General features: G+C 73.2%; 22 protein-coding genes and 1 pseudogene. 7 read left to right on the forward strand and 16 right to left on the reverse strand.

Going from position 1 to position 24,518, the window contains the following annotated elements:
- Together ACFV6D_RS11815 and ACFV6D_RS11820 are read right to left on the reverse strand one after the other, a co-directional pair.
- Nucleotides 1-1,412, reverse strand: a 1,412-nt coding sequence (locus ACFV6D_RS11815) for a cytochrome P450 (protein ID WP_380559411.1), incomplete at its 3' end; no start/stop codon positions are given.
- On the reverse strand, nucleotides 1,412-2,407 hold the full coding sequence (locus ACFV6D_RS11820) for a hypothetical protein (protein ID WP_380559413.1): 996 nt from the start codon (nucleotides 2,405-2,407) through the stop codon (nucleotides 1,412-1,414). The genes ACFV6D_RS11820 and ACFV6D_RS11815, both read right to left, overlap by 1 nt.
- A gap of 118 nt (nucleotides 2,408-2,525) precedes the next feature.
- Between ACFV6D_RS11820 and ACFV6D_RS11825 the strand changes: the two genes are divergently transcribed.
- Together ACFV6D_RS11825 and ACFV6D_RS11830 are read left to right on the forward strand one after the other, a co-directional pair.
- Nucleotides 2,526-2,777 (forward strand): DsbA family protein, encoded by a 252-nt coding sequence (locus tag ACFV6D_RS11825; protein WP_380559415.1) that lies wholly within the window; start codon nucleotides 2,526-2,528, stop codon nucleotides 2,775-2,777.
- Nucleotides 2,774-3,610 (forward strand): hypothetical protein, encoded by an 837-nt coding sequence (locus ACFV6D_RS11830; protein WP_380559417.1) that lies wholly within the window; start codon nucleotides 2,774-2,776, stop codon nucleotides 3,608-3,610. The genes ACFV6D_RS11825 and ACFV6D_RS11830 overlap by 4 nt, the downstream gene beginning before the upstream one ends.
- An 11-nt stretch (nucleotides 3,611-3,621) precedes the next feature.
- Here ACFV6D_RS11830 and ACFV6D_RS11835 read toward each other — a convergent pair whose 3' ends face one another.
- The 8 genes from ACFV6D_RS11835 to ACFV6D_RS11870 form a co-directional block, all read right to left on the reverse strand.
- Complete coding sequence (locus ACFV6D_RS11835) at nucleotides 3,622-4,125, reverse strand: (2Fe-2S)-binding protein (RefSeq protein WP_380559419.1); 504 nt, start codon at nucleotides 4,123-4,125, stop codon at nucleotides 3,622-3,624.
- On the reverse strand, nucleotides 4,122-5,054 hold the full coding sequence (locus tag ACFV6D_RS11840; protein WP_380559421.1) for an FAD binding domain-containing protein: 933 nt from the start codon (nucleotides 5,052-5,054) through the stop codon (nucleotides 4,122-4,124). The genes ACFV6D_RS11835 and ACFV6D_RS11840 overlap by 4 nt, the downstream gene beginning before the upstream one ends.
- Complete coding sequence (locus tag ACFV6D_RS11845; RefSeq protein ID WP_380559423.1) at nucleotides 5,051-7,366, reverse strand: xanthine dehydrogenase family protein molybdopterin-binding subunit; 2,316 nt, start codon at nucleotides 7,364-7,366, stop codon at nucleotides 5,051-5,053. The genes ACFV6D_RS11840 and ACFV6D_RS11845 overlap by 4 nt, the downstream gene beginning before the upstream one ends.
- 262 nt (nucleotides 7,367-7,628) lie before the next feature.
- The gene (locus tag ACFV6D_RS11850; protein WP_380559425.1) at nucleotides 7,629-7,922 is read right to left on the reverse strand and encodes a hypothetical protein; all 294 of its coding nucleotides are present in this window, start codon (nucleotides 7,920-7,922) and stop codon (nucleotides 7,629-7,631) included.
- 101 nt (nucleotides 7,923-8,023) lie between these two features.
- Nucleotides 8,024-9,313 carry a homogentisate 1,2-dioxygenase gene (locus ACFV6D_RS11855; RefSeq protein ID WP_380559427.1) on the reverse strand — a complete coding sequence of 430 codons (1,290 nt, stop codon included), beginning with the start codon at nucleotides 9,311-9,313 and terminating at the stop codon, nucleotides 8,024-8,026.
- Nucleotides 9,314-9,444: 131 nt separating this feature from the next.
- Nucleotides 9,445-10,329, reverse strand: a complete 885-nt coding sequence (locus ACFV6D_RS11860) for a hypothetical protein (RefSeq protein WP_380559429.1) — start codon at nucleotides 10,327-10,329, stop codon at nucleotides 9,445-9,447.
- A 412-nt stretch (nucleotides 10,330-10,741) separates the two neighbouring features.
- The gene (locus tag ACFV6D_RS11865) at nucleotides 10,742-11,155 is read right to left on the reverse strand and encodes an MMPL family transporter (protein WP_380559482.1); all 414 of its coding nucleotides are present in this window, start codon (nucleotides 11,153-11,155) and stop codon (nucleotides 10,742-10,744) included.
- Nucleotides 11,156-11,224: 69 nt separating this feature from the next.
- On the reverse strand, nucleotides 11,225-11,563 hold the full coding sequence (locus ACFV6D_RS11870; protein ID WP_380423100.1) for a hypothetical protein: 339 nt from the start codon (nucleotides 11,561-11,563) through the stop codon (nucleotides 11,225-11,227).
- A gap of 376 nt (nucleotides 11,564-11,939) precedes the next feature.
- Here ACFV6D_RS11870 and ACFV6D_RS11875 point away from each other — a divergent pair, with 376 nt between their 5' ends.
- From ACFV6D_RS11875 to ACFV6D_RS11895, 5 genes are all read left to right on the forward strand, one after another.
- A complete protein-coding gene (locus tag ACFV6D_RS11875) occupies nucleotides 11,940-12,494 on the forward strand; it encodes a hypothetical protein (protein ID WP_380559431.1) in 555 nt (184 codons plus the stop codon).
- Nucleotides 12,495-14,296: 1,802 nt separating this feature from the next.
- Nucleotides 14,297-15,490: a hypothetical protein gene (locus tag ACFV6D_RS11880; protein WP_380559433.1), complete on the forward strand. Its 1,194-nt coding sequence runs from the start codon at nucleotides 14,297-14,299 to the stop codon at nucleotides 15,488-15,490.
- 1,310 nt (nucleotides 15,491-16,800) lie between these two features.
- Entirely contained in the window at nucleotides 16,801-16,929 is a 129-nt protein-coding gene (locus ACFV6D_RS11885) for a hypothetical protein (RefSeq protein WP_380423104.1), read from the forward strand.
- Between the two features lie 81 nt (nucleotides 16,930-17,010).
- Complete coding sequence (locus ACFV6D_RS11890; protein ID WP_380423105.1) at nucleotides 17,011-17,277, forward strand: SDR family oxidoreductase; 267 nt, start codon at nucleotides 17,011-17,013, stop codon at nucleotides 17,275-17,277.
- 229 nt (nucleotides 17,278-17,506) lie between these two features.
- Nucleotides 17,507-18,172, forward strand: coding sequence for a maleylpyruvate isomerase family mycothiol-dependent enzyme (locus tag ACFV6D_RS11895; protein ID WP_063352060.1), 666 nt, complete (start codon nucleotides 17,507-17,509; stop codon nucleotides 18,170-18,172).
- Nucleotides 18,173-18,211: 39 nt separating this feature from the next.
- Here ACFV6D_RS11895 and ACFV6D_RS11900 read toward each other — a convergent pair whose 3' ends face one another.
- The 6 genes and pseudogenes from ACFV6D_RS11900 to ACFV6D_RS11925 form a co-directional block, all read right to left on the reverse strand.
- A complete protein-coding gene (locus ACFV6D_RS11900; RefSeq protein ID WP_063352059.1) occupies nucleotides 18,212-18,892 on the reverse strand; it encodes a zinc-ribbon domain-containing protein in 681 nt (226 codons plus the stop codon).
- Nucleotides 18,893-18,924: 32 nt separating this feature from the next.
- Nucleotides 18,925-19,140: pseudogene (locus ACFV6D_RS11905) on the reverse strand (hypothetical protein); the annotation flags it as partial.
- 164 nt (nucleotides 19,141-19,304) lie between these two features.
- Nucleotides 19,305-20,828 carry an IPT/TIG domain-containing protein gene (locus tag ACFV6D_RS11910; RefSeq protein ID WP_063352058.1) on the reverse strand — a complete coding sequence of 508 codons (1,524 nt, stop codon included), beginning with the start codon at nucleotides 20,826-20,828 and terminating at the stop codon, nucleotides 19,305-19,307.
- A gap of 697 nt (nucleotides 20,829-21,525) precedes the next feature.
- Entirely contained in the window at nucleotides 21,526-21,891 is a 366-nt protein-coding gene (locus tag ACFV6D_RS11915) for a S1 RNA-binding domain-containing protein (RefSeq protein WP_079136612.1), read from the reverse strand.
- A gap of 499 nt (nucleotides 21,892-22,390) precedes the next feature.
- The gene (locus ACFV6D_RS11920; RefSeq protein WP_380423106.1) at nucleotides 22,391-23,791 is read right to left on the reverse strand and encodes a sensor histidine kinase; all 1,401 of its coding nucleotides are present in this window, start codon (nucleotides 23,789-23,791) and stop codon (nucleotides 22,391-22,393) included.
- Nucleotides 23,788-24,474 carry a response regulator transcription factor gene (locus ACFV6D_RS11925; protein WP_063352055.1) on the reverse strand — a complete coding sequence of 229 codons (687 nt, stop codon included), beginning with the start codon at nucleotides 24,472-24,474 and terminating at the stop codon, nucleotides 23,788-23,790. The genes ACFV6D_RS11920 and ACFV6D_RS11925 overlap by 4 nt, the downstream gene beginning before the upstream one ends.
- Nucleotides 24,475-24,518 lie beyond the last annotated feature (44 nt).

Genomic DNA, 24,518 nt, shown 5'->3' on the forward strand with positions numbered 1-24,518 from the left:
GCCTGGTCGTGCCGCCGCGCGGCGATGCGTGGGGCGCGCGCCCCCCCCCCCCCCCGCCACGCGCGGGGGGGGGCCGGCCCCCGCGGGCCGCGCGGGCGGATGGTGGCGGCGGTGGCGCTCTCCCGGAGGGGGGTGGCGGTGGCGGGCCTGAGCCGTAGGCGGGCGAGGACGGCTGCGGCGACGACGAGCATCTCGGCCCAGGCGAAGGACTCGCCGACGCACTTGTGGTGGCCCGCGCCGAAGGGGATGAACAGTCTGGGTGGGGCGTGGCCCGCAGGACGGCGCCAGCGGTCGGGATCGAATCGCAAGGGGTCGGGGTGGAGCCGCGGGGAGCGGTGCAGCGCGGTCGGGCTGAAGAGGACCTCCGCCCCCGGGGGCAGGACGACGCCGCCGTACCGGAGTGGTGCCACTGCCCGGCGCATCAGGATCCAGTTGGGGGTGTGGAGGCGGAGGGTCTCGCTGAGCGCGTGCCCCGTGCGCTCCAGGCGCGGTAGGTCGCCAGGGGGCACGGCGCCGTCGGTGGCGACGGCGCGCACCTCCTCGCTCAGCTCGTCCTGCAGGTCCTGGTGCCGGGCGAGTTCGTGGAAGAACCAGGCGAGCGTGGTGCCGGTCGTCTCGGTGCCGGCCAGGAGCAGCGACACCGCTTCGTCCCGGACCTGGGCCCGCGCCATGGCGAGGCCGGTCTCCTTGTCGCGGGTGGTCAGCAGTAGGGACAGCAGCGTGTCGTCCGGGCCCTGGTACGGGGCGGCGGCCTGGGCGATGATCTCGTCCACGACGGTGCGCAGGTCCCGGACCGCAGTGTCGAAGCGCCGGTTGGCCGGTACGGGCAGCTTTTCCAGCAGCGGTGACGGGTAGAGCGCCCGCTGGACGAATCCGGTGAGGACCACGGGCACGGCCCGGTCGATCCGGGCCTTCTGGGCGTGGCCCAGGCGGGTGGCGAACAGTGCCTCGACCACGACGTCCCGGGCGAGTCGGTGCATCCGCGGCTCGATCGGCGCGGCTTGCCCGGGCTCCCAGCGGGTCACCGCCGCCGCTGCCAGTCGGGTGGTCAGGGCGGCGTACCGGTGGATGCTGTCGCGGTGGAAGGCCGGTTGGACCAGGCGTCGCTGGCGGAGGTGGAACGCGCCCTCGGAGGTGAACAGGCCGTTGCCCAGCAGGCCGCGGGCCTTGTCGAAGACGAAGCCCTTCTCGGTCTTCGCGGCGTCCTGAACGAGCAGCCGGTGGACCAGCTCCGGATCGGTGAGGACGTGAACCGGTCTGCGCCACAGGTGGATCCGCACCACCGGGCCGTGGTCGGCGAGCGACTGGAGGAAGGGTACGGGGTGGGTGAGCAGTGGGAGCAGGTGTCCGAGCAGGGGCAGGTGGCGCGGCGCGCACGGTGCGGTGCCGGGTGGGGTGTCCTCCTCGCGCATCAGTGCCCCGCCGCGTGGGCCGGCACGTCGAACCGGGAGGTGTCGCGGGACCAGTCGATGTGCCCGCGCAGCCACAGCCCGAGGCTGCGGGCGTAGGCCGAGGCCGCGGCGCTGCCGTCCGTGCGGATGGTTCGGCTCAGCTCGATGAACGCGCGCATCTCGGCGTCGCGCATGGCGACGGCGGACCGTCGGGCTTCGGCCGGGGAGCAGTGGTGGTGGCGGGCGAGGACCTCGACCAGGTTGTGGCGGCCCTGGCCGCCCGCGGTCTCCTTGGCGTGGGAGTACAGGTCGTTGTCCCAGCTCACCAGGTTCGCCGTGAGGTCCCTGAGCCTGCGCAGCGAAGGCCCGTCCGCCTCCGCGGCCGGGACTTCGTAGCCGGCGGCGATGTCGACCAGGGCGAGGCAGGTGTACGTCGCCCCGGCGTGCCTGCGCATGGCGGCGTACTCGGACGGGCCCGGTACGGTGCCCGCCTCGCGGTTGGCGGCCTCCCACACCTGGGCGGAGAGGTAGTCGCGGACCGTGCACTCCCACCGGAACAGCTGTGACGGCGAGGCCTGTGCGGCGACCCGGTCCCGGATCTCCCGCAGGGCCACCGCGTAGGCGCCGGCCGGTCCGGGCATCTCGTCGCCGGGCGGCTCGGGGTCGATCACCCGGGCGAGGAGAGCGGTCGTGCGGGCCAACGGCCCTGGGCGGTGGCCGCGTTCACGGTCCTCGCAGTACCCGTCGTCGAAGGCGAAGAGCCACACGTACCAGTCGGACAGCAGGCGCAGCATCTCGGCGGAGACCTCCGGGTTGGTCCGGGCGGCCAGGTGGCCGCTGCGCTGGCGCCCGATCCGGTCGGACTGCCGTAGCCGCCCGTCCAGCAGCCGGTGGCGCGCCAGCCAGTCCAGGCTCTGCCGGTCGGCCTGTTCGGCGTGGGGGTTCGCCAGGGAGGGGAAGGGGCACCACAAGTCGTCCGGGGTGCTGTGTGGTTGCCCGTCGCGGAGATCGGTCATCGTTGTGCCGGCCTTCGTCTGGTGTGGGGTCGCAGTCGGGCTCCGTGCCCGGTGACGATCGCGTGGGGTCGTCGGCCTGCGTGGGGAGGCCGAGGCTAGCCCGGCGCGGGGCAGGGAGATGGACTGCGCGCGCATCCGTGGTTGCCTCTGGGCGCAGCGTTTGGACGACCCGGCGCTGGACAGGGCCGTGGGGGAGGACGAGGAACTCGGCGAGCGGCTGGGGCTGCGCGGCGTGCCGCTGTTCGTCCTGGGCGGGCGCGTGGCGATCAACGGCGCGGTCGAGGTCGAGCGACTCGCCGACGCTCTGGAACAGCGGGCAACCCGGCCCGAGGCCGGAGCAGTGTGCGAGGAAGGGGCGTGCTCGCAATGACCGCAACATCCGGCATCACCTCGGTCGGCATTGTCGGAGGGTCGCTCGCAGGCCTGTTCCACGCCGTCGCGCTCACCGCGCTCGGCCTGGACGTCGACGTCTGGGAACGCTCCACGGGCCGCCCCGACGACCGCGGCGCCGGCATCGTGCTGCAACCGGACGTCGCCTGGTTCCTGCGCGAGTTCTGCGGCGTCGACCCTGAGCATGTCAGCGTCCCCGTCACCCATCGGCAGTTCTTCAGTGGGGACGGGGATGCTCGGACCACGCCCATGCGGCAGCAGGTGATCTCCTGGGGAGCGATCTACCAGGCCCTGCGGAACGCGCTGCCCGCCGAGCGCTACCACGACGGGCAGCCGGTGACCGCCCTCGCACCCGGCCCCGCAGGGGCCACCATCCACGTCGGCGGGGCGGCCCGGGCGGTCGACCTGGCGATCATCGCGGACGGATCCGCCTCCCGGTACCGTGCACTCGTCACACCGGACGGCGCGCCGCGCTACGCCGGCTACGTCGCCTACCGCGGCGTCGTCGACGAAGTCGACGCGCGCGCCACCAGGATGCGCAACCACCGGATCCTGCTGACCGGGGACGCCGCCTTCGTGGTCCGGCCCCACACCGCCGCCAGTACGGAAAAGGCCGCCGGCGACGCCATCACCCTCTTCCAGGCCCTACGGAGGGCGCCGTCCGCGGACACCGCCCTGCAGACCTGGGAGCGGCTTCGCCTCGCGGAGGGCGCCGCCATCCAGCGCCAAGGAGTCAACCTCGGGCGCAGGTTGAGCCTCGACGGTCCGGAGGCGGCCGCCGGTGCCCACGACCGGACCCAGAAGGGGCCGTGAGCGGACAGCCGTCACCGCAGGTCGCGCGCGTCGTCCGGGCGCGGCGCGTTCTGCTCGCGGGCGGCCCGCAGGATCGCGCGGCGGATGGGTTCGTAGCCGGTGCACCGGCAGAGGTTGGAGCCGACGAGGGCGTCGACCTTCTCGGGGGAGTCGGCGAGGCCGGGGTCGGCCGCCAAGGCACCGGCGGCGACCATGAGGAACCCCGGGGTGCAGAAGCCGCACTGCAGGGCGTGTTCGGCGGAGAACGCCCGCTGGAGGGGGTGGGGATCGCCGCCGGGCCCGGCCAGGCCCTCCACGGTGCCCACCGAACTCCCGTCGCACTGCACGGCGAACACGAGGCAGGAACGGACCGCCTCACCGTCCACCAGGACCGTGCACGCCCCGCAGACGCCGTGCTCGCACCCCAGGTGGGTGCCGGTCAACCGGCAGTCCTCCCTCAGCACGTCGGCGAGGATGCGGCGGGGTTCCACGTCGAGCCGGTGCGTTTCGCCGTTGACGGTCAGGGTGATCCTCATGCGCGGTCTCCGTCCGGCCCGGTGCGGCGGGAACGCAGGTCCCGGGCCGCCTGGTGCAGCGTCCTGGCGACCAGCACCGCGACGGCGTGCCGCTTGTACTCGGCGTCGGCGTACGGCTCCGGCACGGGTACGGCGTCCTGCTCCGCCGCGATCCCGCCGGCCCGGACGAACGGGTGCCCGTCGGGCAGCCGGTGTCCGCCGACGGGTGCCCAGGCCTCGGCGCCGATCAGCGCCTGCTCGGCAGCGCGGGCCCGCACCGGCCGGTCGGCGCAGTTGGCCAGGCCGATCCGGGCCTCGGAGACCACCCCGTCCCGCACCGTCAGGGCGGCGGCGACCGCGACCTGGGCGAAGCAGAAGTGCGTACGGCGGTGCTCGGTGAAGCCGACCCCGGTGTCCTCGCCGAGCAGCGGGAAGGCCACCGAGGTGAGCAGTTCGTCCGCGCGGCGCGCGGTCAGGTGCGCCCCCTGGAAGTAGTCCCGGGCCGCGACCGTGCGCGTGCCCCGCGGGCCGGACAGCTCGACGTCGGCGTCCAGGGCGGCGCCCACGGCGCACCACTCGGAGGCGGGGTGCGCCCAGGCGAAGCTGCCCGCCATCGTGCCGCGCGAGCGGATGGGAGGGTGGGCGATGTGGACCGCCGCGCGGGCGAACAGCGCACCGAGCGGGCCGGGGACGGCCCGTGCCGATTCGAACGCGCGGTGTCGTACCAGGGCGCCGACCCGCAGGGTGCCGCCGTCCGGGTCGATCCGGTCGAGTCCCGGGACGCGGTTGATGTCGACCACCAGCCCGGGGCGGACGCGGTGCAGGCGCATGTCGAGGATCAGGCTCTGCCCGCCGGCGAGCACCTGGGCCGTCCCGTCCGCGGAGCCGAGCACCTCGACGGCCTCGGGTACCGTGCGCGGTACGGCGTAGTCGAAGGCGGCCGGCTTCACCGAGCCGCCTCCACAAGCTTCGGGGCACGGGCCGCCCGCCACACCGCGTCCGGGGTGAGCGGCATCTGCAACAGGTCGGGGTCGGCGATCCGCAGCGCGTCGACCACGGCGTTGACGACCGCGGCCGGAGTGCCGATGCAGCCCGACTCGCCCGCGCCCTTGGCGCCCAGCGGCGTGCCCGGGCCCGGGGTGCAGGTGTCCCTGACCTCGATGGCCGGCGCTTCGGTGAAGGTCGGCAGCAGGTAGTCCAGCAGCCCGGAGGCCAACAGCGGTACGCCGTCGTCCCGGTAGGGGATCCCTTCGTACAGGGCCTGGCCGATGCCCTGCACCGCCGACCCGAAGGCCTGCCCGCGCACGATCACCGGGTCGAGCTGCACGCCGCAGTCGTCCACGGCCACCACCCGCAGCAGCCGTACGGTGCCCAGCTCGGGATCGACCTCGGCCACCGCCGCGTGGGCGCCGAAGGGGAAGGCCATGCCCGCCTCGAACCGGTCGTCCACCCGCAGCGGCCCGGTCGCCCGCACCAGCTCGGCCAGTCCGATCGCCGGCGAGCCGCCACGGGCGAGGCGCGCGGCGCCGTCGGACCACTCCACGGCCTCGGCGGGAACGCTCCACAGCCGCGCGGCCCGCTCGCGTGCCTCGTCGAGCAGCAACTGCGCGGCGTGCCGCAGCATCGCGCCGGCCACCTGGGCGGAGCGGCTGCCGAAGGAGCCCATTCCCTCGGGCTGCTCGTCGGTGTCCCCCTCGACCAGCCGGACCCGGCCCGGGTCCACGCCCAGGGCTTCGGCCACCAGCGCGGGGAAGACCGTCTCGTGCCCCTGGCCGGCGGGGGCCGCGCCGCACCGGACGAGGACCGTGCCGTCCGCTGCGGCCTCGACGCCGCCGAACTCGTGGAGCCCGCCCGGCTCCCCGCCGGAGCGTTCCACGTAGCAGGACAGGCCGATGCCCAGCGGCAGGGCGTCAGGGTCCGTTCGGCGCCGGGCCTGCTCGGCCCGCCAGCCGCGGTAGTCCAGGGTCTCCAGCGCCAGGTCCAGCGCGGCGGCGTAGTTCCCGCTGTCGTAGCACCGGCCGGTGGGCGTCCGGTACGGGAACCGGTGCGGCGGGATGAAGTTGCGCCGCCTCAATTCGGCTGGGTCGATGGCGAGTTCACGAGCCATCTGGTCCATGGCCCGCTCCAGTGCGATCGCCGCCTCCGGTCGGCCGGAACCGCGGTACGGGTACGTCACCATGGTGTTGGTCAGCACCGAGCGGACGGTCGCGTGCACCTGCGGGGTCGCGTACGGGCCGGTGGCCATCAAGGCGGTCTGCATCGGCAGCCCGGCACCGAGCTGAGGGTAGGCGCCCACCTCGGCTTCAATCTCCAACTCGTAGGCGAGCAGCCGTCCTTCGGCGTCGGCGGCGAGCCGTACCCGCTGGTCCTGCCCCCGGCCCCGGGAGGCGGCCGTCATCGACTCCAGCCGGTCCTCGATCCACCGCACCGGCCGGCCCAGCCGCACCGCCAGGTGGGCGACCACGACGAACTCCGGCCACGCCGCGCTCTTCGACCCGAACGCCCCGCCGGTGTCCGGGACCACCACCCGCACCCGGTCGACCGGCCACCCCAGCAGCGCCGCCAGTTCGCGCCGCAGCCGGTGCGGCATCTGGTGCCCCGACCACACCGTCAGCCGACTCCCTTCGGGCACGGCGAGGATCGTCCGGCACTCCATCGGGGAGGGCAGCAGGAGCTGCTGGCGGTAGCGGCCCTCCACCACCACCGCGGCCCGCCGCCACACCGAATCGTCGATCGGCCGCCCGGCCTCCCCGCGGAAGACGGTGTTGCTCAGACCGTCGAACAACCGGACCGAGTCCGTCGCCGCCGCGCCCGCGGTGACCACCGCGGGCAGCGGGTCGACCCGGACGGACACCGCCGCCGCCCCGTCCTCGGCCCGGTAACGGTCCTCACCCAGCACCACCGCCACCGCCTCGCCCACGTACCGCACCCGGTCCCTCGCCAGCGCCGGCCACTCCCGGCCCGCCACGGCCTCCTCCGTGGACAGCCCGGCCAACAACGTGTACGGCACCGCCGGAAGCCCCTGGAAGCCGGAGGCCGCCGTCCCGGGCGGGCCCGGCTCCGACAGATCCGCGCCGGACCAGGCCCCCACCACTCCCGGCACCTCCCGGGCGGAGGCGCAGTCCACCCCGCGCAGCACGCCGTGGGCCACGCCGCTGCGCACGAACGCCGCGTCCAGGCACCCGGGCACCTCGATGTCGGCGACGAAGCGGCCCCGGCCGGTGAGCAGCCGTTCGTCCTCGCGCCTGGTCCACTGCTCCACGACTGCACCTCCGTGACTCGTACCGCTCACAGGGGAGTTGGCCGCCGCGCCACGGTGTGCGAGCGCCAACGGCCGTACCCGCGCGGGCGCACGTGAGGAATCCCACCGTAGGGGCCGCCCACCTTGGTGCGCGGGCAACACGCGGACCGGTCCCTACCCGCTTCCGGTCGACGGGAACCCCCACAGCCCTGTCCACAGGCGCGTTCGGTTCCGGGGCCGTGTCCACGGCGGGCAACTCCGAGGGCCGGCGGGGCGAAGTCGCTCAGTGCACGGTCAGCAGGATGCAGCCACCGCCGCCCCGGGCGCCGGCGTACCCGTGCCCTCCCCAGCTGCCACCGCCACCGCCGCTGCCGCCTGCCCCGATGAAGAACAGCTCGTGATCGCGGGTGCCGGGAGGCAGGACGCAGCCGTAGTCGCCCGGCGTGTGGTACGCGGTGGTCCCCTTGGCGCAGTACGTCACCGACGGCTGCGCGGCGGCGTCCGAGGCCGCCACGCGGGCCATGACGAGCGCGAGAACAGAACCGCAGATCACGGCTGCCCCATGAATCCTGATCACGAGATGAACCCCTCTCTCCTTCTTCGTGCGAACCCGGCTCGACGATGCCGTGCCGGCGGTGTTTCCGTACGGACCCGGTCATTCGCCGGGACGATGGCCCTTCACCCGGCCGAGGGCGCCGGGGCTGCCTTCCCCGCCTGGCCGGCCTCCTGGTCCGTGCGCCTGGCGGCCTCGGCGTCCGGTGTGGGGGTCAGGGGCACCTTGGTGTCCACGAAGACGACCTCGCTGTCGATGCGGTCGCCCGGCTTGCGTTTCTTGGCCAGCTGTTCCTGGAGTTCGGCGGGCAGGCCGTGGTGCAGGCCCTGCGGGACGAGGGACATGGTGGCCGGGGCGACGGGCACGCCGAGCACGGTTCCGTTGTGGAAGAACGTGAACTCGTCGTAGTCCGCGTTGCGGTGGTAGGGCGGGAAGGGTTCCGAGTCGGGAGCCGATTCGAAGGGGCGGGGCAGGAAGTTGCCCACCATGAAGGTGGATGCGGCGAAGACGGCGTAGGCGGACGGCATGACGTGGATGCGGTCGCTCATCACCGGCCGGTAGTCGCGGATGTTCATCTTGAACGGGAACAGGTCGCCCGACCATCCTTCGACGTCGATCGGGTCGGAGTCGAAGACGATGGTGGCGCGCTCGCCGCGGAGCTTGACCCGGACCGGCCACTGCCCGTCCTCGTCGCGCCCGTCGCCCAGCTCGTCCAGGGCCGGGGAGGGCACGTACAGCAGCCCGGGGTCGAAGGGGGCGCGGCGGCCGAACGTGCCGGTGTCGGCGAAGCCCAGTTCCTCGGTCGACTCGATGACGAGGAAGTAGTTCTCCGGTCCGCCTGGGCGGATGCGGTAGGTGACGCCCTTGGGCACCAGGACGTAGTCGCCGGGCTCGTAGGGGATGGGTCCGAACTCGTGTAGAAGCTGCCGGTGCCCTCGTGCACGAAGTACAGCTCGTCCCCGTCGGTGTTGCGCACCGAGTAGGGCATGTTCGCGCTGCGCCGGCTGACGTGGAGGGACAGGTGGGGGTTGTGGAACAGCCGCAGCGGGACTCCGCCGGCACTGCCGCGGTCGGTGGGCTCCAGCAACCGCCCGTCGTAGTTGCGGTTTCCCGCGCTCTCCTCCGCGTGCCTCCATGCGGTCGGCTCGCTGCGCCGGTACAGGTAGGCGTCGCGTCCTTCGAAGCCCTGCCGCGTGAGCATGTCCTCGTACAGGCCGCCCAGTTCGCGCCGTCCGGTCACGGCCTGGCGCAGTACCCTTCCCCGGCTGTGGTGAATCCAGGATCGCATCGGCCTGATGTCCATCTGCCGTTTCCCTTCCGCTCCGTCGGACTTGCTTCCCCGACGATGCGCGATGACGCCCCGTACAGGAACGCCGTGGGGATACCCGTACCGGCAGGGAGACGCTGCGGTTCATCCCGGAACGGGCGACGGCAACGGGACCGTGACGGGGACCGGCACCGCCGTGAGCCCGGCACGGTCAGCCACCGCGATCCGGGAGCCGGCCGCGCTGCCGGCGCTTCGTGTGGCCGGGCGTGGCCGGGGTGGCTACCAGGTGATCAGGATGTAGCCGTTGCCTCCGGGGTCTGCGGAGGCGTTCTGGGCGTTGGCGCCGCCGTTGCCGGGCTGGTCGTCGGGGCCGGGCGGGTTCTGGCCGCCGTCGCCGCCTCTGCCACCGCTGCCACCGCCGGTGCCGTTGGTGCCGGCGCCGCCCTGTCCGGCGTCGGCGGGCGGGGTGAAGCCGGTGGGCAGGGTGATCGTCGCGGGGGTCCCGCCCGTGCCGCCGCTGCCGCCCGTGCCGCCGCGCGATCCTGCTCCGCCACCGCCCGGGCCGCCGATGGGGACCGCGTTGGCGCCGCGGCCGCCGTTGCCGGCATCGGCGCTGGCCGTACCGGCCCGGCCGGATCCGCTGGAGTGGCCGGCGGTTTCGACGAACGGGGCTCCGCGTCCGCAGCCGGTCGACTGCGGACGGCCGCCCGCGACCGAGACCCCGCCGGTCCCGCCCACGCCCTGGTCCCGCGGGGCGCCGCCCGCGCCGACGCGGATCAGGAACTGCTCGCCCGGGGTGACCGGAACGGCGGTGCACACCAGGGACGCTCCGCCTCCTCCGCCGCTGCCCCCGCCGCCTCCTCCGCCGCCGGCCCCGCCTCCGCCGCCCCCGCCGGTGGCGTCGCCGAGGAAGGTCCAGTTCCCGCCCCCGCCGCCGCCTCCGCCGCCGCCACCTCCCCCGCCGGGCGCGCCGCCGCCGCCCGCGCCGAGCAGGTACAGGTCCAGCGAGGTGACACCTGCGGGCACCCTGAAGCTGTTGAGGCCCGTCCGGGTGAATTCCTGCCGGCCGTGGGGCTGGTCGGTCAGCGCGAGGCGCCCGCCTGCGCTGGGGGCGGGGTGAGCGGGGGCGCCGGCGCCGAGCAGGCAGCACAGCGCCACGGGCACACCGAGCAGCGCACGCCGACAGCGCGGCGCGGACACCGGCAGAGCGGCCGGGACGACGGGAAGCGGTGAACGAGTGGCACCGCAGACGGGTCCACGCGGAGCGTTGGATCTCATGGCAAGATCGTGTGCGATCTTCGGGTGCGGCGCCAGCGCGCCACCTCCGAACGGCCCAGGACGACGCAGCACGCGAACCACCCCGCAGCTCAGGCGCCCCGGCCACCGCCGAGGACTTCCTCAGAACCGAGCCGAGCAGCCCCGGCGACATCGGTGAAGCCCAGGTCGGCGATCGCCAGGTCGACATGGGCGGCACGGATCGGACGATGAGTCAGGGCATGACGGGTTCAACTCGGTTGGGACGGAGCGCTTCCACCGCACTCAGGTGTTCCCCCCTCAAGGTCTGACCACCACCGCCTCACCTGTACGACCCATGTGCCACCCTGTCACCCCGGGCAGTGATGAACGACATCGGATCGAGGCGGCCGCGAAGGCCGGTCAGAAGTCCGAGATCACCCCATGCCCCTCTCGTAGGCATCTCGGCCGAACCCCTACCACCCCGGCCCGGGATGCCCGCCCACCCCAGGACGGCGAAGGAGAGTGCCAGGCTGGCTCCGGCGACGGCAAGGGGCAGCAGGGCGGCCGTCAGACTGCGGATGAAGAGCAGCAGCAGGATGAACAAAGCTGGGAAGAGCCAGAGTTCGGCGCGCGTGAGTTCCTCGTCCAGGGCGTGGTCGAGGTCGGACTGGAACGGGGCCCAGGTCGGGGCCGCAGCACGGGCCGTGGTAACTCGGCCAGGAGGTCTTCGAACCGGGTGGCGTGCGGCAATCAGCCGGCGTTGGGCTGGACGGCGCTCGACTTCGCCGACACGAGGGCGGCTTGGCCGCCGTGGCTGGCCCTGCTACTCGGTACAGGAGAGGCCGGTGACCAGGTCGCTGGAGACGGCCTCCCCGGCGACGCCGGCGACCGGGACGCAGGTGAGGGTGACCTGGTCGGAGCGGCGGACGATGGTGAAGGTGGTGCTGATCGTCCCGGAATCGGGAGCGCCGCCGGACGGGACGCAGTTGAGCACCCCCTCGCCCAGGGGGCCGACAGCGGTCACGTCGTCGCAGGCGTAGGAGGGCGTGGCGGCGTAGGCGGGAGCGACGGCGAGGGAGAGCATGGCGGCGCCTGCCGCAGCGGCGGCCACGGTGACGGCGGCGGCCCGCCGTACTCGGCGGTGGACAGAGAAGGAGAACAACGTTGGCCTCCTGGCCTGTAGGTCCGTGAGGACGATGATGATGACGAGGGCCCGGCCGAGATGACAGCGGGTCGTCGCTCACAGGATCACCGCTGCGCTCATCGCGCGCCACTGTACTGGGGCCCTCCACCACGGCGGCTGCTCCGTTGGGCGATTGGGGGATCGATGCGGCGATCCCGGTGGTGCGGAGGCGGCCCGGGGGCCGTGGTGGGCGGCGGTCGTGGCAGTCCGGGGTGCGGGGTGCCCGCAGGGCGCGTGCGGGGCCGCGTCGCTGTCCGCGCTACGGCGCGCCGTCGTTGTGCGCTCCCTCCGCGCCGACGTTCCGTGTCATCGTAAGTGCACAAAGCAGATTGAGGTTCCCTCGTCCGGAGGTTCGATGAACGCCGTTCCGTCCCGATTCGCGCTCTCCCGTCTCGTCGGCCTGGCCGGGTCCATGGCGCTGGCCTGTGGGCTCCTGCTGGCCCCGGCCGGCGCACCGGCTCACGCTCAAGGGCTGCTGGACGTGCAGTGCGAGGGCACGTTCACCAGCGAGTACACCCCCGTGCTGACCAACCGGCCGCAGGACGTCAGCATCGCCAACCAGAACTCCTACGCGACGTGCGAGGCGGGTCTTCCCGGGACGAGCGCGACCACGAGCGCTGAGCCGGGCGAGACCTGCGTCAACCTGCTCCACGCTCTGGCCCCGTTCGACGAGACCATCACCTGGAGCGGCCAGAGCACCAGCGTCGTGCACTGGACCTCCGTGGAGGACACCGGCGGCGCCGCCACCTTCACCGGCACCGTCACCGCCGGCCGCTACACGGGCGACACCGCCGAGAAGATCCTGGAAGCCACCGACATCACCGGCACCAACCCCGAACTGTGCCCGCTCGGGGACGGCACCATCTCGGGGGCCAGCGGCCTCGTCACTCTCACCCTGACCTCACTGTGACGAAGCCGAGCCCAGCCCGGACCTGAGATCGAGAAGCCGTTGCGCCTCCGGCGCGGCTCGTGGGTGACGAATCCATCGGAGCGTCAGGACGCGGGAGCCGGGGGCGCGATGGTTCGATGCCGGCGAGCCGCGCTTCGACGACTGCCTCCAGGGCGCACGCGTAGCCGTCGTGTTCGGTCTCGATCCGGAAATCGGCTGTGACCGTGTCCATCGCGGCCGTCCCGATCCTGGCGGTTCCGGCGCCTCCCTTCTGGTCCGGGTGACGGTGGTGATGCGTCTGCCCGGGGCACACGTGCTCACCATGTCGGGTACAGCGATGGCAGGTCATGTGGTGGTGGATCAGATGATCCGTCGACGGATGTGTGCCGTCGGAGAGCGGTTCACTTCGACCAGAGATACGGAGGATGTGTCATGGCAGGGTCGGCAGAGGGTGCCGCGAGGCTGCGGTGGGTTGTCGCGGGTGTTCCCCTCGCGGTGGGGTGCCTGTTGGGGGGCGGTGTGCCTACCGCTGTGGCGGCCCCGGTCGGCGAGGCTTCCGCGGTTGCGGTCCGAGCGTCGGGGCAGGGGCAGCAGGAGTACACCACGCCCGGGCGGTACCGCTTCCGGGTGCCGGCGGGGGTGACCGCCGTGACCGCGTACGTGGTCGCCGGGGGCGGTGCCGGTGGCGTCGGCGGCGGTGGGGGAGCCGGTGGTGGTGGGGGCGGCGGGGGGAGCTACTTCGTGGGCCCTGCGGCCGGTGGCGGTGGGGGCGGGGGAGCCGGTGGCGGTGGAGGCGCCGGTGGCGGGGGCGGCGGCGGGGGTGCGTTCGTGTCCTGCACGCTCGCTGTCCAAGCCGGAGAGCAACTCGTGGTCCTCGTCGGAAGCCCCGGGACGCTGCTGCGCCAGGGTACGGGCGGTGCCGGAGGGTCCGGGGGAAGGGCCGATTCCCTCTTCTCTCCCGGTACGAGCGGCACCGCGGGCACGGCGGGCACCAGTACGTTCTCCGGCAACTACCCGGGCGGACCGTCCTTCGTCTCCGCCCTGACCAGCAAGGGACGCGCCGCGGCGCTCGGCGGCCAGCCGGGCGAAACGGGTGGCAGCGGCGGGGGTGGCGGCGGCGGTGGCCGGGGCGAGCGGGCAGGCGGCTCCGCCGGTGGCGTCGGCGGGCTGGGCGGTGCCGGAGTCCCGGGCGGCAGTGGCGGCGCCGGAGCAGCGGGCGGCAGGGTCAATGCCTGCACGGGTTCCAGCCCCGTCCTGGCCAATGGCGGCGGCGGTGCTTACGGCCGGGGCGGCCAGTCCAGTTCGGCCGCGCGAGCCGGTGGCACCGGCAGCGCCGGCCGCGTGGGGAGCGGCGGCTCGTCCACGGGCGGGGGGAGCGGCGGTACCGGTGGTCAGGGCGGTGCGCCCGGCCGGCCCTCTGTGGCCCTGCCCGTCACCCTTCCCGCCGGTGTCGGCCAGGGCGGTTCCGGCCTTGACGGCGCGGGCGGCGGAGCCGGAGGCGTCGGAGGACACGGAGGCGGCCCCGACCCCAGCCCCGATAGCCAGGGCGGTCAGAACGGCACCGCCGGAGGGGCCCCGGCCACCAGTGGCCACAACGGGGGACCCGGCTACGTCCTGCTCACCTGGTAGCGAGCCGCCCACAGAGGCGGTCAGGCCCCCGCCTCCGATGAGAAGCACACCGGCTACTGCGGATGCCCGGCGACGGTGGCGGCGTGGTGGGCGGCGGTCGATGCTCAAAGCGGGGCCGGTGCCAGGGCCGTGGCGGCGTGGGTCGTCCCCTTGCACGTTTCCGCGTCAACGGACCCGAAAGGCAGGACGACGTCATGGCCGGACAGAGTGGAGAGCCCTCTCGTTTGCGGCGGGCGGCGGTGGGCGTACCGGCGTTGGCGGGTGGCCTGGTGATGATGGCCGGTGTGTTTCCGGCCTCGGCGGTCGCTGCGGGCGGGACGCTCCCGCGCGTAGCGCAGCCCTCCGGGCAGAAGGAGTTCACCAGACCGGGAGACTTCGGTTTCTATGTTCCGGCGGGGGTGACGGCGCTGACCGTCTATGTGGTGGCGGGCGGTGGCCCCGGCGGTGTGGCCGGTGGGGGCGGTGGCGGCGGTGGCGGCGGCGGTGGCGGGAGCTACACGTTGGGACCCGCCGGTGGGGGTGGCGGCGGTGGTGGTGCCGGTGGTGCAGGCGGCGGAGGTGGCGGTGGTGGCGGCGGTGGGTCCTTCGTGTCGTGCACGCTCACCGTGAAACCGGGAGAGGAGATCTATGGCACCGTCGGGAGACCGGGGAGCATCGTCAGCCGCGGGAAGGGCGGCGGCGCGGGGTCGGGCGGTCGGGCGGACTCCCTGTTCTCGCCCGGTCGGGACGGCACCCCGGGCGGGGCAGGGAGCACCGCCTACACCGGGAACATCAAGGGCGGGCAGTCGGTGGTCTACGCCGTGGTGAGCAGGGGACTGGCGGAGGCGTTCGGCGGCGAGGTGGGTGGAGCCGGCTCCGGAGGCGGGGGCGGGGGCGAGGGCCTTCGCGGTGAGCGGGCCGCCGGCAGCAGGGGCGGCGTCGGAGGGCTTGGCGGCAGCCTCTCGGCGGGCGGCAGCAGCGGCGGCGGGGCAGCCGGCGGCAGGGCCAACCGCTGTACCGGGACCGGGGCCGTCCTGGTGGGAGGCAACGGGGGCAGTTCCGGTCAGGCCGGGACATCCAGCTATGCGGCGCGGGCGGGCGGCACCGGGATCGCAGGTTCGGTAGGCAGTGGCGGCGCGGCAAGTCAGGGCGGTGACGGGGGCTCCGGTGGGTCGGGCGGCGCGGCGGCGCAGCCTCCCGCTTCCCTGCCGATCACTCTGCCTCCGGGCGTCGGCCAGGGCGGCACCGGGGCTCCCGGCGGCGCGGGCGGCGCGGGCGGCGCGGGCGGCCATGGCGGAGGGCCGAACCCCAGCCCCGGAAGCCAGGCCGGCACCGACGGCACGGCAGGCCTGTCCCCAGCCGCCAGCGGCGGCAACGGCGGACCCGGCTACGTCCTGATCACCTGGTAGGTAGCCGAGGGTCCCGTCATGCGGCGCGGGTCGGCCTGGACCGTGCGCGCAGCCGTCCCTGACGCGATCCTCCCGAAAGCGCCCGATGGCGCACCCGGCACCACGAGTTCACCCCGGTTCGCACCGTGCCTCCGACAATCCGCTCTCCGAAAGGGTCCCTCGACATGCCTGCACCGCTTCTACCCACGGCTTCCCGTGCTCCCCTGCACAGCGCGCCGGAGTCCCCGATCACGCACCGGTCGCCGGTACGAGGTCCGGTGGGGTCGCGTCGCCGATCGCGTCTACGGGTGTCCGTCGGCCTCGGCGCCATGCTGCTGGGGGCGGTGGTGTCCCCGTCCGCGGCGGCGTCTGCGGCGACAGCTTCTGCGGCGGCGCCGGCTGCGGCCGGGCGACAGGAGTACACCGAGCCCGGAGCCTACTACTTCACCGTTCCTGCCGGGGTGACGTCGATGACCATCTACCTGGTCGGCGCCGGCGGCCCCGGCGGGGTGGGCGCCGGCGGTGGTGGCGGCGGAGGTGGTGGCGGCGGCGGGAGCTACTTCATCGGGCCCGCCGACGGGGGTGGGGGTGGCGGCGGCGCCGGCGGCGCAGGGGGCGGCGGTGGCGGTGGCGGCGGAGGTGGGGCGTTCGTGTCGTGCGTGGTGCCCGTCGACCCGGGCGAGCGGCTGCTCCTCGCGGTCGTTGCCGGAGCGGATCCCACGGGCGTGGGCACCGGCGGGAGCGGCGGTTCCGGCGGGCGGGCCGATGCCACGTTCACCCCGGGCACGGCCGGTGGAGGCGGGGGTACCGGCACAAGCGGTTCGCAGGGCTCCGCCAACAGCGGCGCGACCTCGGTCTGGGGACGTCACGTCCGTGCGGATGCACTGCCCGGAACGTTCGGCGGGGCGGGCGGTCCCGGAGGCGGGGGTGGCGGCGGGAAGCCCGGCGAACGCGCCGGCGGGACCCGGGGCGGAGTCGGCGGTCTGGGCGGAGCCGGGGCTCGGGGCGGGGCGGGCGGCGCGGGAGCCGCTGGCGGCCCCGCCGTCAGCGGCGGCCTGTTCCCGTCGAGGAACACGTGCAGGGGGACCGATGCCATCGGCTCCCCCGGCGCCCCCGGAACAGTCGGCGGGAGCGCCGGATCCACCTCCGATGCCCGCGCCGGCGGAACAGGCCTCCAGGGCCGTGAGGGTGACGGGGGTGCCGCATCGCAGGGGAGCTCCGGCGGCGGCGGCGGAACCGGCGGCGCGCCCGGACAGGCGACCGTACCCCTGCCCGCCGGCACCGGCCGGGGCGGTAACGGCCTGAGTGGCGCGGACGGGGGTGCGGGCGGCGTGGGCGGCCACGGCGGCGGCGTCACCCCCAGCCCCGAGGACACACCCGGCCAGGCCGGCGCCAGCGGCCGGAATCCGGCCGGCACCGGCAACGAAGGCGGCCCCGGCTACGTCCTCCTCACCTGGTAACCCACCCACGCACGACCGACTCGGCGGCGGCGCCTGCCAAGGTCCGGCTCAGACAACCTTGATGCCGAGTCGGAAACCTTGGTGGGCCGTCGGCCGAGGAGCCCGGCGCCGGCGGCGTCAGCGGGTTGCGGCCGTGACACCAGGCGCGAGCCGGGAACCGGCGAAGATCGGCTGACCACCAACGGCTCCGACTCGACGGCCCTCCGCCCCGGGCCCCGGGACCTGCCCGGCGGCCGCCTGGGCCGGCCGACGGAGGTCGCCGCCCTCGTGGCCTACTTGGCGAGCGAGGACGCCGGCTACGTCACCGGCGCCACGTTCGACATCAACGGCGGGACACACATGCGCTGACGGGCGGCTTGCAGCGGCACTGTGCGGTGCCGTGAGTCACAGGGTGGAGACGTTCACGGGTTTGCGGGCGCGGCAGTTCGGGGGTCTGGTACGGGTGGCGCGTGAGCGCGGCGGCAACGGGCCCGCGCACGGCTGCGGAGGATGCGCAGCGGCTTCACGCGTGCGAAGCTTCGCTTCGCCGGTGCCCGGTTCGGCGCCCGTCCGACTACCGCACAGGAGCAGTGCCCGCATGCCACCGTCGACACCGAACGACAGTCCTCGACCCGCGACGGACACCTGGGAGCAGGTCCACGCCGAACGGGCAGCCCTGGCCGCCGACCTGGCGGGACTGGACGAGGGGCAGTGGGCCACCCGGTCCCTCTGCGACCGGTTCACCGTCCGCGAGGTGCTCGCGCACATGACCGCCGGGGCGAGCCTCGGCCCGGTGCGGTGGATGGCGGGTGTGGTCCGCTGTCGCTTCGACTTCGACCGGCAGGTTGCCCTGCGGCTGGCCGAGCACATGGGCGCCGCTCCGGCCGAGACGCTCGCGCGGTTCCGCCAGGTGATCACCAGCACGACCAAGCCGCCCCTGCCGAGAGTGGCGATGCTCGGGGAGACCGTCGTGCATGCGGAGGACATCCGCCGACCGCTCGGTATCGAGCGCGACTACCCGGTTGACGTCCTGACCGCCCTGGCCGCCTACTACCAGGGCTCCGACCTGCCCGTCCTCTCCAAGAAGCGTGCCGCAGGCCTGCGGCTGGCGGCCACCGACGGCCCCTTCGTCGCCGGTGACGGCCCACGGGTGTCCGGCACCACCCTGGCCCTGGTCATGGCGATGGCCGGCCGCGCGCCCTACTGCGACCAACTCGACGGCGAAGGGGCCGTCGTCCTGCGCGAGCGCCAGGCGACAGCCTGAGGCCGCACCTTTTGCCGTCACGGCGTGTTCCGTGATCAATCAGTGTTCGGACGTCCAGCGTTTCACCCGCTCGATCACACCGTCCGGGTCGGAGACGGTCGAGTGGACGGTGAACTCGGCGTACCCGGGATCGTCGATCGGCAGCGCGGGCAACGGATGCTCGCGCAGCCGCGCGACGAGGTACCCCGCAGCCGGCAGGTCACGGGACTTCTCCTCGTCGACATCGGCCTTGTCCGCGTGCCAGTAGGACCCGTCGTACTCCACGGCGAGCTTCCGGCCGCCGGAGAGTTCGACCGTGATGTCGACGTGCCAGACGCTGCGCCGGACGAACGCGGCATGGCGTACGGCCTGACCGGACGATGCTCTGCCGAACGCGCGTTCGGCGGCCGCGTGGTGGTCGAGCTCGATCCGGGACTTGCCGTGTTCCCTGCACTCGGGGCACCCGCTGCCGGCCGCGCGGGAGGCTAGGGGTGTCTGCCACACGTGCGCGGGGTCGGCGGTGCAGACCCATGTCGGGACGAAGGCCGTCTGACCGCTGGGGCGCACGTGCCAGGCCGAGAGCGGGTTCACGGACGACCACTCGGCGGCGAGTTCCGGGAAGTGGAACGCGAGCGAGTCGAGGATCGTGCGGCATTCGGGGCAGCGCAGGCGCTGCCCCTTGTCCCGCTGCTCCGGCGTGTCCTGCCACTCGTGGTCGCAGCAGGGGTCCTGCCCTGCCACCACACCGTTCTGCGTGACCCGGGGGAGAGCTTGGCCAGGCTGATGCGGCCGTTGCGGGTCGGGTGCCACTGGGAAGCGATCTCCGGACCGATCCTGAACGGGGCGGGTTCGACGGCGACGGCTTCCAGGGTTTCCAGCCGGGCGGTGCGGCTCTCCTGGCTCCGGCAGGAGGGGCAGCCCGAGTGCAGGTAGGTGTACGGGGATATTCGCGGGTGGTGCCCCTGCGGACAACGGAGGGGTCGTTGCAACAGTGCTGGTCGCAGCCATCAACGAATGGCTGGGACCAGCACTTTCGAAACGCGCCCCAGCAGTGATCACAGCGCAGGACTGTGTGACGAGCTCTCAGGTCTCCGTTCCCCGGGCTACTACGCCAAGAGCCCTGCTCCGCCTTCGTCTTCTGCCTCCTCGCCGGCTACGGGATGATGACGCCTGCGTTGGCGGTGGAGGGCAGCAGGCCGGCGGTGCCGGCGAAGGCGGCGGTGTAGCCGTCGTTGGCGAGGATCAGCGGGAAGGTGATCGCCTCGGAAAGCTGGGCGGTGCCTTCGGCGTTGGTGATGGCGGTGCCCAGGGTCCGGTTGCCGGTGCTGAAGGTGATGGTCTGGCCGGGCACCGGCAGTCCGGTGACGAGGTCGACCAGGGTGGCGTTGAGGAACGGGTAGAACACTTGCGGCGGGAACAGCTTGGCCAGCGCCGGGGTCGCGGTCAGCGAGGTGGCGTCGGCCAAGTAGGTGAAGCCGTTGACCAGACTGGCGGTGCCACTGGGGGTGGCGACGGTGACGGTGGCCGGTCCGGCCGCCCCGGGCGGGGTGGTGGCGGTGATCTGCGTGCCCGCGGCATTGACGATGACGTTGGTGGCGGGGTTGCCGCCGATGGTGACGCTGGCGCCGGTCAGGTTGGTACCGGTGATGGTCACCACGGTGCCGCCGGTGGTGGATCCGTGGTTGGGACTGATGCCGCTCAGCGTGGGCGCGCCCTGAAAGACGCTAACGCTGTTCGACCCGAAGTTGGCGACATAGACCTTGCTGTTGGGGGCGACCGCCACGTCGATCGGCTCGGTGCCGACGGGGATGGCGGCGCCCACCACGGTGTTGGTGCTGGTGTCGATCACCGTCACGTTGTTGGCCCCGAGGTTGGCCGTGTAGACGATGCCGTTGGTGGCGGCCGCGATTCCCCAAGGGCTGGAGCCGACGGGGATGCTGGGGACCAGGACGGTGTTGGTGGTGGTGTCGATGACCGTCACGTTGCTGGATGCGATGTTGGCGACGTAGGCGTTGCCGTTGGGGGCGATCGCGATGAAGTTCGGCTGGGTGCCGACGGGGATGGCGGCGCCCACCACGGTGTTGGTGCTGGTGTCGATCACCGTGACGTTGTTCGACCCTCGGTTGGCGACATAGGCGTTGCCGTTGGGTGCGACGGCCATTCCGACCGGGTTGGAGCCGACGGCGATGGGCCCGCCCGTAACGGTGTTGGTGGTGGTGTTGATCAGGGACACGCTGTTCGCGAAGAACTGGCTGACATAGACGTTGCCGCTGGGAACGACCACCGCCGCGGCCGGACCGCCGGACAGCGGGATCGGGGCGCCCACGAGCGTGTTGGTGGCGGTGTTCAGCACCGACACGTTGGCCGAGCCGTTGTTGGGGATGTAGGCGTTGCCGTTGGGGGCGACCGTCAGCCAGCTCGGGGTGGTGCCGCCTTCGGGGATGCTCGCGATGGTGACGGTGTCGGTGCTGGTGTCGATCAGCGTCACAGTGTTCGAGCCGCTGTTGGTGACGTAGAGGTCACCGCTGGGGGTGAACGCCAGCCCGACAGGACTGGTGCCGACAGCGATCGTAGGGTCTTCGGGGCCTGCCGCCGCCACCTGGCCGGTGGGGGCGTGGCCAACAGGGCTGGGGATCGGCAGCAGTTCCTGCGCTGCTATCTGAACGTCCGTACTCATGCGGACCCCTTCGGTGGGGGCTGCCCTCGTCCCGTCGAGCCGTCGTGTAGAAATCGTCCAGGACCGCAGATCCCGCCCTGGGGCACATCGACGACTGACCGCACACTGGGCATAGCCACGGGCCGCTCACCCTGAGGAGGGATAGGCAGCCCGGCGGTTGAATTAACCCTTTCATCCCCGCAACGCCGTTGGGTGAAACGCCACTTCGTACCGAAAGCGCGGCATTCTCACAGAAACCATCGGCCCGATCCTCGCCTTGACCGTCACCGCTGCGAGCCGGCCCGAGAGCGTCCGTTCGAGTTCATTTGTGATCGAACTTCACAGGGAACTGGAGGTGGCCTATGGCGAACTTCTCGCCCAGCGAGGGCGTTCTGCGAACCTTTGTCGGATTTCAGCTTGAGTTGGGGGCAGGTGGCGCCACTGGCAGCCGGTACGGGCCTGGTAAAGGATCGCCCGGGTAGGCCCTGCCCTCGCCCATGCCCACAGCAGGCCGCATCCCCGATGGACGTCAACCCTCGTAAGCATAAGGCGAGTTCGAAACAACGGATGAAACAATCAGACTTTCACAGGACTCCCTCTCGGCGGCAACCACTGAACTCCGGCGCGGTCATGAGCCAGGACACGGTAGTTGGAACCAGTAGGACCAGGCGAGCTGGCGTCTTCTGATCAGCGGGACGTGATTGTTGGCACCGGGTGGTCACGCTTCTTGCGACCAGTCGTGAGATGTGTCCGCTCCGCCGGCCGCGCGTAGCCGTACCCGGTGACGCTGGAGGTCGACCTCGGCTACGTTCACCGTGATCAGCTCGCCTTCATCGACAAGCAGATCCGGAGTCTCGACCGGTTCGCCGGTCAGCTCAGAGAGATGAGGGAATCCCACAACGTCGGGATCAAGCTGCGCGAACACGCCAAAGGGAATGATCTCGGCTTTCTCCCCTTCGGCATCTACGAGCTGCACGAGGACATCCGCTCCGTCGAACCCGGTGACCTTCACCGTTCTCATGGCCCCCGGCCGGAGCTGGTTGATCAAGGACTGCATACGAGGGGCAGGGGCCGGCTCGGACATGGAGGTGAGCTTAGTCGGCGCCGGCCGCACCGGTTTCAACTCTCGTGAGCAGACCCCACTCAACGCGTCGCTGGCTCAGGCGACTCAGCGTGGCGAGACCAGGGCGCCGCCACCTGTCGGTTCCAACCGCCAGGTACCGGTTCCAGTCACACGAGCCCGGCAACGGTGACGGTACGGGGGTCCTCGTCGTTGGCTGGAGGTCTGTCGCGCGCGGTTCGGGTTGGTCTGGCACCGGCAACCGAACGCGATGTCCCCCCAGCCGTTCGGCGGCGAGGCGGCTGCAGTACCTGCACCGGACGTGGTGGGGGTCGTCGGAGTAGGACGGGTCGGTCAGCGCTGCCAGGTGGTCGTAGCCGTGCTTCTCCGCGTACTCCCTCGCCTCCGACACGGAAACCGGCGTCAGGTCCGCGTACGCGCCGTGGCGCCGTCGTTTGCCGCCAACCGGCAGCGCGGTGACGGGTGGGCGCTCGGACGGCGGGTCGGAAGCGGGCCGTCCCGTTCAGCCCGGCAGCCGCAGGCGGAACAGCGCCCCGCCGCCGGGGGCGGCCTCGGCGGTGAGGGTGGCGCCGTGCGCGTGGGCGATCTGGCGCGCCATGGCGAGCCCGAGCCCGGAGCCGGGCAGGGCGCGGGCGGCGGAGGCCCGGTAGAAGCGGTCGAAGACGTACGGCAGGTCCTCGGGCGCGATGCCGGGGCCGTGGTCGCGGACGGTCAGTTCCAGTCCGGCGGTGAGCCGGACCTCGACCGTGGCGCCCGGCGGGCTGAACTTGGCCGCGTTGTCGAGGAGGTTGGAGACCAGTCGGGCCAGCCGGGCCGGTACGCCGGGGACGGTGCGCTCGGCGGCGCCGTGGCCCGGGGCGCCGTCCGCGTCGTCGTCCAGGGTGAAGGCGATCGCCGGCCAGTGGCCGCGCGCGGTGTCGACGCAGTGCCCGACGAGCCGGCCGACCGCGACCTGTTCGAGCAGCGGCTGCGGCTCCTCGTCGCGGGCCAGCTCGATGAGGTCGTTCACCAGTCCGGTCACCTCGCGTAGCTGGCGGTGCAGCGCGGCCGCCGCCCGCTCCCGCTGGCCCTCGGTCAACCGGTCGGCACGGGCCAGCAGTTCGGCGTTGGTGCGCAGCGCCGTCAGCGGGGTGCGCAGCTCGTGCGAGGCGTCGGCGACGAGCCTGCGCTGGGCGGCCACGGACTGCTCCAGTTCGCCCAGCATGGTGTTGAAGCTGCCGGCCAGCCTGGTCAGTTCGTCCTCGCGGCGCCCGGGCGGCAGGTCGATCCGCAGCCCCGCGTCCCGGGTGTCGGCGATCCGTTCGGCGGTGCGGGTCAGCCGGGCGACCGGGGCGAGGGCGGTGCGGGCCACGGTGCGCCCGAGGACGGCGGCCAGCAGCAGGCCCGCCGCCGCGACGGCCGCCATCAGCGCGCCGGCCTGCCGCACCCCCTCCTGGACGCTGTCGGCGCGCAGCGCGACCTGGACGGCCTGCCGGGCGCCGGGCGGCGCCGCGATCATCGGGGTGGTGAGCATCCGGGCCGGGTGGCCGCCGATGGTGAGGTCGGTGAAGTAGCCGGCCCGCTGCCGGTTCGCGACCTGGCGGGTGGTCTGCGTGACGGGCAGCAGGTACGGCTCGTTCGGCGGTTTGCCGGGGTCGGCGGAGACGATCTGCGCGCAGGCCGGGGCGGCCAGGAAGTTGCACTCGCCGTAGACGACCTGCGGCCCCTGGTCGCGGTGCTGCTGCTGCACCAGGGTGGCCTGCTGGGTGAGGTGCTGATCGAGCTGGTGGTTGAGCTCGTAGCGGACGATGCTGAACGCGGCCGCGCTGATCCCGAGCGCCACCACGGCGACCGCGGCCGTGCAGGCGAGGGCCAGCCGGGTGCGCAGCGGGCGCCGGCGTCGCCAGCGCGCGTGCGCCCTCAAGCCCGGTCCAGCCGGTAGCCGACCCCGTGCACCGTGTGCACCAGCCGGGGTTCGCCGCCGGCCTCCAGCTTGCGGCGCAGGTAACCGACGTAGACGGCGAGGGAGTTGGAGTCGGGGCCGAAGTCGGCGCCCCACACCCGCTCCATGATCACCTCGCGCGGGAGCACCTGGCCGGGGTGGCGCAGCAGCACCTCCAGCAGTGCGAACTCGGTGCGCGAGAACTCCACCGGCCGCCCGGCCCTGCTCCCGGTCCGGGTGGCCGGGTCGACCTCCAGGTCGGCGAAGCGGTAGCCGGGCTCCTCGGCGGCCGGGGCGCTGCGCCGCAGCAGGGCGCGCAGTCGGGCGGTCAGCTCGTCCAGCGCGAACGGCTTGACCAGGTAGTCGTCGGCCCCCGCGTCGAGGCCGTCGACGCGGTCGCTCACCGAGTCGCGCGCGGTGAGCACCAGGATCGGGAGCCGGTCGCCCAGGGCCCGCAGTCGGCGGCAGACGGCCAGGCCGTCGAGGACGGGCATCATCAGGTCGAGGACCATCGCGTCGGGCTGCCAGCCGGACACCTCGTTCAGCGCCGCCAGCCCGTCGGCGGCGCCGCGCACCTGGTAGCCCTCGACGGCCAGCCCGTCCTCGACGGCGGCCCGTACCTCCGGATCGTCGTCGACGACCAGCACTCTCTGCCCGTTGCTCATGCGGACAACCCTCTCAGAACGACTCTGAGAACTCTCTTAGGCGG

The sequence above is a fragment of the Kitasatospora sp. NPDC059812 genome (assembly GCF_042732075.1).
Taxonomy (GTDB): domain Bacteria; phylum Actinomycetota; class Actinomycetes; order Streptomycetales; family Streptomycetaceae; genus Kitasatospora.